The 9,114-nt window shown below is 67.2% G+C and carries 11 protein-coding genes; 2 read left to right on the forward strand and 9 right to left on the reverse strand.

Annotated features, from left to right (window positions below; translation table 11 throughout):
• Positions 1-3: 3 nt before the first annotated feature.
• Complete coding sequence (locus GU927_RS07660; RefSeq protein WP_161761755.1) at positions 4-612, reverse strand: LysE/ArgO family amino acid transporter; 609 nt, start codon at positions 610-612, stop codon at positions 4-6.
• A gap of 124 nt (positions 613-736) precedes the next feature.
• Between GU927_RS07660 and GU927_RS07665 the strand changes: the two genes are divergently transcribed.
• Complete coding sequence (locus tag GU927_RS07665) at positions 737-1,624, forward strand: LysR family transcriptional regulator ArgP (RefSeq protein WP_161761756.1); 888 nt, start codon at positions 737-739, stop codon at positions 1,622-1,624.
• Here the strand turns inward: GU927_RS07665 and GU927_RS07670 are convergent.
• Together GU927_RS07670 and GU927_RS07675 are read right to left on the reverse strand one after the other, a co-directional pair.
• Entirely contained in the window at positions 1,615-2,190 is a 576-nt protein-coding gene (locus GU927_RS07670; RefSeq protein WP_161761757.1) for a hypothetical protein, read from the reverse strand. The two genes, GU927_RS07665 and GU927_RS07670, sit on opposite strands and share 10 nt — an antisense overlap.
• A gap of 39 nt (positions 2,191-2,229) precedes the next feature.
• A complete protein-coding gene (locus GU927_RS07675; RefSeq protein WP_232489149.1) occupies positions 2,230-2,526 on the reverse strand; it encodes a hypothetical protein in 297 nt (98 codons plus the stop codon).
• A 241-nt stretch (positions 2,527-2,767) separates the two neighbouring features.
• On the opposite strand from GU927_RS07675, the gene GU927_RS07680 reads away from it, so the two are divergent.
• Positions 2,768-3,283 carry a hypothetical protein gene (locus GU927_RS07680; RefSeq protein ID WP_161761759.1) on the forward strand — a complete coding sequence of 172 codons (516 nt, stop codon included), beginning with the start codon at positions 2,768-2,770 and terminating at the stop codon, positions 3,281-3,283.
• 124 nt (positions 3,284-3,407) lie between these two features.
• Here GU927_RS07680 and GU927_RS07685 read toward each other — a convergent pair whose 3' ends face one another.
• The 6 genes from GU927_RS07685 to GU927_RS07710 all read right to left on the reverse strand — a co-directional run bounded on the left by GU927_RS07685 (position 3,408) and on the right by GU927_RS07710 (position 8,750).
• The gene (locus GU927_RS07685; protein WP_161761760.1) at positions 3,408-4,151 is read right to left on the reverse strand and encodes a YebC/PmpR family DNA-binding transcriptional regulator; all 744 of its coding nucleotides are present in this window, start codon (positions 4,149-4,151) and stop codon (positions 3,408-3,410) included.
• Between the two features lie 84 nt (positions 4,152-4,235).
• Complete coding sequence (locus GU927_RS20475) at positions 4,236-4,763, reverse strand: DUF4405 domain-containing protein (RefSeq protein WP_161761761.1); 528 nt, start codon at positions 4,761-4,763, stop codon at positions 4,236-4,238.
• A 74-nt stretch (positions 4,764-4,837) separates the two neighbouring features.
• Positions 4,838-5,194, reverse strand: coding sequence for a hypothetical protein (locus tag GU927_RS07695; RefSeq protein ID WP_161761762.1), 357 nt, complete (start codon positions 5,192-5,194; stop codon positions 4,838-4,840).
• Between the two features lie 12 nt (positions 5,195-5,206).
• A complete protein-coding gene (locus GU927_RS07700; RefSeq protein WP_161761763.1) occupies positions 5,207-6,985 on the reverse strand; it encodes an SLC13 family permease in 1,779 nt (592 codons plus the stop codon).
• 29 nt (positions 6,986-7,014) lie between these two features.
• Complete coding sequence (locus tag GU927_RS07705) at positions 7,015-7,941, reverse strand: DMT family transporter (protein WP_232489150.1); 927 nt, start codon at positions 7,939-7,941, stop codon at positions 7,015-7,017.
• Positions 7,938-8,750 carry a TIGR00282 family metallophosphoesterase gene (locus tag GU927_RS07710; protein ID WP_161761764.1) on the reverse strand — a complete coding sequence of 271 codons (813 nt, stop codon included), beginning with the start codon at positions 8,748-8,750 and terminating at the stop codon, positions 7,938-7,940. Before GU927_RS07710 ends, GU927_RS07705 begins: the two co-directional genes overlap by 4 nt.
• Between the last annotated feature and the right edge of the window lie 364 nt (positions 8,751-9,114).

The following is a 9,114-nucleotide window of genomic DNA, read 5'->3' on the forward strand; positions in this document are numbered from 1 at the left end:
CCGTCACGCCAGCGCCAGCTTTGCCGCGATGGCCCACATGGTGCAACCCACCACCACCTCCAGCACGACCCACGCCCGCGGCTTGGCAAAGACAGGCCCCAGCAGCCGCGCCCCGAACCCCAGCGCCGAGAAAAAGACCAGCGATCCCGCCACCGCACCCGTGCCAAAGGCCCATCCCATCGGCGCATATTGCGCGCTGATCGACCCCAGCAGCACCACCGTATCCAGATAGACATGCGGATTGGCCCAGGTCAGCACCAGACAGGTCGCCAGCACCCGCCCCAAAGGCTCCGCCCCCCCCGGCGCGGGCATCAGCGCCTCGCCCCCCTGCCATGCCGCACGGAACCGCAACCCGCCATAGAAGACCAGAAAGGCCACGCCCCCCCACAGCATCACATCGGCCAGCCACGGCACCGCCCCCGACACCAGCCCGAACCCGCCGACCCCCGCCGCGATCAGCACCGCATCCGACAGCGCACAGGCCAGCACCACCGGCAGCACATGCTCGCGCCGGATGCCCTGCCGCAGCACAAAGGCATTCTGCGCCCCGATGGCCGCGATCAGGCTGATCGCCACCAGAAACCCCGACCCCGCCGCAAATCCCGCCGTCATCTTCCCCGTCCCGCAGGTGGGGCACTGCTGCCCGTCCTGCCCAAAACCACATTTCCCCCTTGACCTACCCCGCCCCTGTCGCCTCAATCCATTTAATCTTTCTCCGACTGATTAAGTACCGCTAATGCTCGACCCCGCCCAGCTCGCCGCCCTCGCCGCCGTGCACCGCCGCGGCTCGTTCGAGCTTGCGGCGGCAGAGCTGCACGTCACCCCCTCCGCCATCTCGCAACGCCTCAAGGCGCTGGAAGAACGCATCGGCACGCTGCTGATCCGGCGCGGAACGCCCTGCACCGCCACGGAAACCGGCCTGCGCCTGATCCGCCACCATGACGAGGTGGCGCTTCTCGAACATGCCCTTTCCGCCGACCTGCCCCGCATCGGCGCGGGCCTTGCCACACTCCGCATCGCCGTCAATGCCGACAGCCTTGCCACATGGGTCATCCCCGCACTGGCCGCGACGACCGGCTTCCTCTTCGACATCGTCATCGACGATCAGGACGTCTCGCAGGACTGGCTCCGTCGCGGAGAGGTGGCGGCCGCCGTCACCTCGCATCCGGGCCCGCTTCAGGGCTGCGACACGCTCCCCCTTGGCCGCCTGCGCTATCGCGCCACCGCCGCCCCCGCCTATGCCGCGCGCTGGATGCCCGACGGCCCCACGCCCGAAGCCCTGTCCCGCGCGCCCGCGCTGACCTTTTCCGACAAGGACCGGCTGCAACATGTCTGGGTCGATGGAATGACCGGCGGACAGGCCAGCCGCGCAGGCTTTCCCAGCCACCGCCTCGCCTCGTCCCATGGCTTTGTCGATGCCTGCCGCGCGGGGCTGGGCTGGTGCCTGAACCCCGAACCTCTGGCCGCGCCCCTCATCGCCTCGGGCGCGCTGGTGGACCTTGCCCCCGACCGCCCGCTGGATGTCCCGCTGCACTGGCAATTCGCGCGCCTGACCGCGCCCGCGCTGGCACCGCTCACCCGCGCGATGCAGACCGCCGCCCGCGCCTGCCTGCTTCAGCCGTGACGCAGCGCGCGGAACAGGAACATCGCGCCCAGCATCACGATCACCAGCCCCGCCAGATCCGCCGCCACCGCCATGGCATAGGTCATCACCCGCTCGGCCAGCGTCATCATTTCGCAGCACGGGCTATAGGCCATCCGCAACACGTTGAACGTCAATGTCGCCAGCGTCCCCGCCGCAAACAGCGCCATCACCCCCGCCCGCCCGCCATCCCGCCGCGCATCGCAGCAGACCAGCTTCATCGCCTCCATCGCAATCATCACCAGCACCAGCCGCGACAGCGTCAACAGCGCGACCGTCGGCGTCATATGCTCCGGCCCGACGATATAGGCCGAACTGAGCAGCATCGCCGGCAACAGAAGCGGCACCATGATCCAGCCATAGATCCATGCCAGCAGCACGATCATCCCGTGCGGCACGAACAGCATATGCACCTCGGGTCGCGGATGCGGATGCCGGTGCGTCGGGTCGAACAGGTGGAAGAATTCGCACATCGCGAACGAGGCGAGCAGAAGTCCGCTCGCGATCAGGAAATGGAACAGCGGGCCCGGCGTGTTTCGCATCTGCATGACGTCACGATCCCCCGGTTCCCGCCTGTCCGCTCCCGTTCACGATCCATCCTTGTCGGTCACGACGTAATGCCCCGCCCGCGTTTCCGGCGCATGGGCCACAAGCCCCCGCTGCATAAGGCTTTTCAGCGCGCGGTGATAGGTCGCCTGCGGAATGGCCGCCGCCAGCGGATGGTTGCGGATCGCGTCAGACCGCGCCGCGCGGGGCGTCCCCTGCGACACCTCGTTGATCGCGTACAGCACATCCCGCTCGTTCTGGGACAGATCGACAAGACCCACGGTCTTTTCCATCTCGAACAGCAGGGACCGCAGCTGTGCCAGACTCTTGATATTCACTTCCGCACCATTCCATCGTGCAGGACAGGTCGGGGACATCCCGCTGCCTCTTCCTGACCAACAGTATAATTGCGCCCGCGACAGCAGGCAATCGACAGCATGGCCATTTCAGGACCTTGACAGAACCGGTCGCAATCACAACTTTAACGAGAATTAATTTTCTCCACTCTCCCCGTTTTTCATGGAACCCGATTGCATCCCTCCGCGTTGTCGCCCACCCCAACCCGCCCCCGCAGGCACCATGACACCTGACGATACCCCCCTTTCCGTAGAATCCGCCGCCCCGCGACAGGGCACACCCGCCCATGTCGTGGCCTTCTGCGCCGATGCGGGCAGCGCACTTTCCCCGATCCTGTCCACACTGGCCGCACAGGGCGCGCGGATCACGACCGTCGCCCTGCGCCACCTGCCGCTCGAATGGTTCGACAACTACGCCACCAGCTACGACATCGCCCTCGTCGATGCCGATGCCCTCGGCGACAAGGTGGACATGATCGACTTCGGCATGCGCCTGCGCCGTTTTGCCCCCGAACTGCCTGTCATCATGCTCTCGGCACGCATCGCGGCCAATGACACGACGACAGAACGCATGGCCTTCTGCGACGTGACGCTGCGCCTTCCGGTGGCAGAGGTGACGCTGTTCGAATCCCTCTCCATCGCGCTGGAAAACCACGCCTACTGGCGCGACAGCCGCTTCGAAAGCCGCCTCCTCGCGCCGCGGAACCGTCCGCGCCCGCCCCCGCCTCCCGCGGCGTAACCCTCTCGGGCCGCCGTTCCTTGCCGCCCCCGCGCGGACATGATCCGCCGGGGGCTGCCCTTTTCCCTGCAATGCAAAAGGGCGGCCCGAAGACCGCCCCCTTTTCCGTCCCGTCGCGCGCGGATCAGCCCAGCTGCGCCGCCACATCCTCGGGGATGTCGAAATTGTGCGTCACGGTCTGCACATCGTCATCCTCTTCCAGCATGTCGATCAGCCGCATCAGCTTCTGCGCGGTTTCCAGATCGACCTCGGTCCGCGACTGCGGCCGCCAGACCAGCTTCGACTCGGTCGATTCCCCCAGCGCCTTCTCCAGCGCGTCGGACACTTCCGACAGGCTTTCCACGCTGCAATAGATCCAGTGCCCCTCTTCGTCGGACTCCACGTCATCCGCCCCGGCATCCAGCGCGGCCATCATCACGTCATCCGCCGACCCGGCGGAAGCGGGATAGGAAATCTCGCCCACCCGGTCGAAGGAATGGCTGACCGATCCGGTCTGACCAAGGTTCCCGCCGCATTTGGTGAAATAGGAACGCACATTCGACGCCGTGCGGTTCAGGTTGTCCGTCATCGCCTCGACGATGATGGCGATCCCGTTCACGCCATAGCCTTCATAGCGGATCTCGGTGTAATCCTCCGCATCCCCGCCCTGCGACTTCTTGATCGCTCGCTCGATCACGTCCTTCGGCATCGACACGGCCTTCGCCGCCTTCACCGCCAGACGCAGGCGCGGGTTCTTGTCGGGGTCGGGATCGCCCATCTTCGCGGCGACGGTGATTTCCTTCGCCAGCTTGGAAAACATCTTCGAGCGCAGCTTGTCCTGCTTGCCCTTCCGATGCTGGATGTTCGCCCATTTAGAATGGCCTGCCATGACCCTTGCTCCGTGCGCCCTGATTGGGTGATGGCGTCCTATACACAAGGCGGGCAGGGAACGGCAACCCCGCCCGCCCTGCCTTCACTCCGCCGCAGGCCCGAAAACCGCCGCCAGCGCGGCGAATTGCAGCCCCCGGTCCCCGCCCGACAGGTCCGCAACCGTACTATCCGGTCCCGCACCGGACAGACCCGCCGCCGCCAGAGCCCCGACCACCGCCGCCACATCCTGCCCCGCCAGATCGGCCAGCACCGTGACCGGCGCGCGCTCCACCGCGCCCAGCACCGCCTCGACCGCCGCCCCCGGCCCGCCCGCGGGCGCCACCGGCAGATAGCCCGCCGCCACGCCCAGCACACCCAGACCCATGATCCCCGCCGCGAACGGTCGCCGCAGATAGGCCGAAAACGCCCGCCGGTTCAGCCACAGATGCGCCCCCGCCCCCGCCAGCAGCGCCCAGCCCGCCCATTCGTGCAGGCCCTTCATCAGCCCCGTCTCGACATGGAAGAACATCGCCACCCCCGTCGCCCCCATCATCAGGAACGACCCCACGACAAGGGGCGTGGCCCATGACCGAAGCGGAACGGAAACGCGCGGCGCGGCAAGACCAGACATCGGGAACTCTCCTGTCAAACGGTGTCCCCCGTTCAACGCCACCGCCCGCCGGTTCCGTCGCGCCGGACGGGCACTTACTCCACCGGCGGGGGCGAGACGAACTCCCACACCCGCCCGTCGCCCGAAATCTCCACCCGCGCCATCGGCGGCACCGCGCCCTCGGCACCCAGCGCCTGCGTCAGGCCCGTCCAGAACTGCCGCAGCAGGTTGGGCTTCTCCACCACCGCCACGCGATAATCGAACCCCGCGCCACAGCGCTCCAGCCGCCCCGCGCCGCCCGCCGCCGCCCAATCCGCGCGGCACACGGTCCCGTCGCCCAGAACCACCGTCAGAACCTCTGCCGACAGCCGCGCCGATTGCGGCACGGGGGCCTGCCCGCCCCCCGCACATCCGGTCAGAGCCACCAGCGCCAGCACCGCAAGAACCCGCATCCCGTCCACTCCCTACAGCGGCCAAATCACCGGGATCAGCGCCGAAGCCACCAACCCCGTCAGGATGTTCAGCGGTATCCCCACCCGCATGAAGTCCGAGAACCGGTATCCCCCGGGCCCGTAGACCATCATGTTGGTCTGATAGCCCACCGGCGTGGCAAAGGCCACCGACGCGCTGAACATCACCGCGACGACAAAGCCGCGCGGATCCACCCCCAGCGACTGCGCCAGCTCGATCACTATGGGCGTATAGATCACCGCCACCGCATTGTTCGACAGGAATTCCGTCAGGATCAGCCCCAGGAAATAGACCGCAAGGATCATCAGGAACGGCGACAGCCCCGCCATCTTCGGCGCCACCGCCGTCACGATCAGCGACACCGCCCCCGACTGGTCCAACCCCTCGCCCACCGCCAGCATGGCAAAGATCATCGCCATCAGCCGCCCGTCGACAAAGGTGAAGGCCTCCTCCGCATCCACACAGCGCGTCACAAGGATCAGCGCCACCGCCAGCAGCGCCAGCGCCATGATCGGCGCGACATCCAATGCCGACAGGATCACGATCCCCGCCAGCGCCGCCACCGCAATCGGCGCCTTCGACCGCCGGAACGGCTTGATCGACGGGCGCGTGATATCCACCAGATCCATGTCCGCCGCCAGCCGCTGGATATCCTCCACCGACCCTTCCAGAAGCAGCGTATCCCCAACCCGCACGGTCAGGTCGTCCAGCTGCCGCCCGATATTCTGGTTCCGCCGATGCGCGGCCAGCACATAGACCCCGTACCGCCGCCGCAGCCGCAACTCGCCCAGCCGCCGCCCCTCCATCCGGCACCCGGGCGAAATCAGAACCTCCACCGTCTCGGTCCGGGTCGAGGACAGCTTGTCCACCAGATGCAGGTCCTTGCGCCCCTGCAATCCCAGCAGCTCCGTCATCTCGGTCCGCAACACCACGCGGTCCCCCGCCTCCAGCACCACCGGCGCCAGATCGCGCCTGAGCGACGCATCCCCCCGCAGCACGTCGATCAGCCGCACCCCGTCACGCTTGAACAGGTCGATCTCCAGCACCGCCTGCCCGATCAGCGGACTGTCCTCGGGGATCGCGACCTCGGTAAAATACTTCATCTTCCGCCGGTCGCTCAGCAGCACGCCCATGCTCTGCCGCACCGGCAACAGCTTCGGCGCGGTCAGCGCAAGGAAGATGCCCCCCACCACCGTCAGCGCCAGCCCCAGCGGCGCAATCTCGAAGATCGAGAAATGCTCCAGCCCCGCCTTGGCTGCCACCCCGTCCACCAGCAGGTTGGTCGATGTCCCGATCAGCGTCATCATCCCGCCAAGGACGGTGATGTAAGACAGCGGGATCAACAGCTTGGACGGAGCCGTCCCCAGCTTCACCGCCAGCTGGATCACCACGGGGATCATCACCGCCACCAAGGGCGTGTTGTTCATGATGCCCGACGCCGCCGCGATCACCCCGAACAGCACCACGATGGTCGCCTTGGGATGGTCGCCCGCATGGCGCTCGGCAATGCGGACCACCGCCTCGACCGCGCCGGTCCGGACCAACCCGCCCATCACCAGAAACATCAGGACGATGGTCCATGGCGCGGCATTGGACAGTACCGAAATCCCGTCCTTCACCGGCAGGATGCCCGTGACCAGCATCACCGCCGCCCCGCCGATCGCCGTCACCTCGACCGGATAGGTCTCGCGCACGAAAAGCGTGAACATCACCACAAGGATGCCCAGCGCGACCCAGGGCTGCCACTCTGCCGCCAGTTCAAATCCGAACATTCCGGTCCCCGCTTCCTCGCTCCGGCGCGTCACAGGGCGGGCGATACCTCGCGTCCGGCCTTCTCGCGCGGGCTGACCAATGCCACACCGACCAGAAGCAAAACAAGCGACAGCCACAGAGAAGGAGGAAATCTTTCCCCCAACAGGACCATTGCCCAGAAAATTCCCGCTCCCGTCACGATATAGGAACATTGTGAGGCAAAGACCGCCCCCGCGCGGAACGCAAGCCAGACATAGGCGGCATACATCAGCGCATGGATGGCCGACGATACGGCCAATGCCGCCTCGGGCCGGTCGAATCCGGCAAAGGGATCGAACATCTGCCCCGTCATCAGCGCCAGCGGCAGACATCCCAGCAGCCCTGCGACCGACGCCCCGAACATCGCCTGCACCGCATCCATCCCCGCCGTGCCGTTGCGCGCCACATAAAGCCCTTCCAGCGCATAGCAGAGCGGCCCGATCATCGCGACGGGCAGGAATGCCACCATCCCCGCCTCCGGCAGCACGGCCCCCGGCGCGGCCAGCAGCGCCACCCCCGTCAGGCCCAGACACAGCCCCGCCAGCCGCAGCCAGCGGAACCGCTCCATCCCCAGAAGCAGGGCCAGCGGAAAGGCGATCATCGGCACGGCGGAAATGATCATGGACATCACCCCCGACGGCAGGCGCGCGACCGACAGATAGAAGGTCGCATTGGGAACCAGCGTCCCCAGCGCCGCCACGATGCCGTAAAACCGCATCGCGGGCCACGTCCAGACGATCCCCTTGCCCCGCGGCAGGCTGATCGCGCCCAGCACGATCATGCAGACCACCAGCTGCCAGAAGATCAGCCCGAAAGGACCGTGCCCGTCCTCGGTCGCCATCTTGCCCAAGGGCTGCGTCATACCCCAGCCAAGGCCCAGCATCAGCAGCAGCGCCACATGGAACCAGCGCGCGGTGGCCAGACTGCCCGTGGTCACGGCGCGCTTTCCTGCAACCGCCCGCCCGTCCGCACCGGCACCACCCGCAGCGCCTTGCCCGTCCGGTCATCGGTCTCGACAAAGACGCCCGACAGCGTGGCCTCGCCCGCCGCAGGCTCGAACCGCGCCTTGGCCATGCCGGTGACAAAGCGGCGCAGCGGCTCCATCTTCTCCATCCCGATCACGCTGTCATAATCCCCGCACATGCCCGCGTCCGTAAGGTAGGCCGTGCCCCCCTTCAGGATCATCGCATCTGCCGTAGGCACATGGGTATGCGTGCCCACCACCAGCGACGCCTGCCCGTCGCACCAATGGCCCATGCCCATCTTCTCGCTCGTCGCTTCGGCATGGACATCCACGATGGCCGCCTGCACCGCCGCGCCCAGCGCATGGGATTTCAGCACCCCCTCGATGGCCGAGAAGGGGTCGTCGAAAGGCCGCTTCATGAAGACCTGCCCCAGCACCTGCGCCACAAGGACCTTGCGCCCCTGCGTCGCGGTGAACACCCGCCACCCCTTGCCGGGCGCGACCTTGGAAAAGTTGATGGGCCGGATGATCCGCGGCTCGGTCTCGATGAAGGACAGCATGTCCTTCTGGTCAAAGGCATGGTCGCCCAGCGTGATGCAATCCGCCCCCGCCGCAAGCAGCGCCTTGGCATGCTCGCCCGTCAGTCCCGCTCCGGACGACGCATTCTCGCCATTGACCACCACGAAATCCAGCGCCCAGTCCGCGCGCAGCGACGGCAGCCGCGCCGTCACCGCCGCACGCCCCGCCCGCCCCATCACATCGCCAAGGAATAACATACGCATCCCCCCGCCCTACGCCCCGCCGCACGAAACGGCAATCCCGTTCCCGACGGGCGGCGTCGGGAACGCACCGCGCGTCACCAAACCGTAGGGCGGGGTTCACCCCGCCTCGCGCCCCCGACCTGATCCGCGCCCCCCCGACCCGCATCACCGTAGGGCGGGGTTCACCCCGCCACACACACCCCTCCCCCCTGTCTCGCAGCCCACCCCCACCCCCACCTGTGCACCCACGCACCCTTAACCACGATCCGCCACCCCACCCTGCCGGAATTTGTATGTACACTCTGCGGTACACCCCTCTGCACAACGCCCTGCACAGCCCCGTTCCGCCAACCCCCCGAAAACACGGCGCAAACCGAAAACCCTT

It is taken from the genome of Paragemmobacter amnigenus, assembly GCF_009908265.2.
Classification (GTDB): domain Bacteria; phylum Pseudomonadota; class Alphaproteobacteria; order Rhodobacterales; family Rhodobacteraceae; genus Paragemmobacter; species Paragemmobacter amnigenus.